This is a genomic window from Labrys sp. F242, assembly GCF_057813875.1.
Genome location: NZ_JBVASG010000032.1, coordinates 1 through 315, shown reverse-complemented (window position 1 = coordinate 315; position 315 = coordinate 1). Strand labels below are relative to the sequence as shown.

The window sequence follows — 315 nt, the reverse complement described above, 5'->3', positions numbered from 1 at the left end:
ACATAGGACCGACTGCCGCCGGCGACGGTTCGCCAGACCGGTCGGCCAGCAAGCTTCAGAAGACCATGCGTCTGGCACAATCGGATGAACGAAACCGCGGGATAGGCGCCGATTTTTGCTGCCGGGGTCGACCAGATTGCGGCCGCCATTGGATAGAGATAGTCATTGCGGAAGCTATCGCCGTAGCCGGCCGCATCGAGATATTCGTCGAGGGTTATCATTCCTAACGCCGCAACAGTCCGCGGTGCTTCGCGATAGAAGCGGACGAGGTCGCGCAACATCATCCAGAATCGTGGGCTGATCGCGTTCCGGCCC

At 60.3% G+C, this 315-nt stretch carries 1 pseudogene; it reads right to left on the bottom strand.

The features are described from left to right. Positions 1 to 315: pseudogene (locus tag ACZYTC_RS34310) on the bottom strand (NAD/FAD-binding protein); the annotation flags it as partial.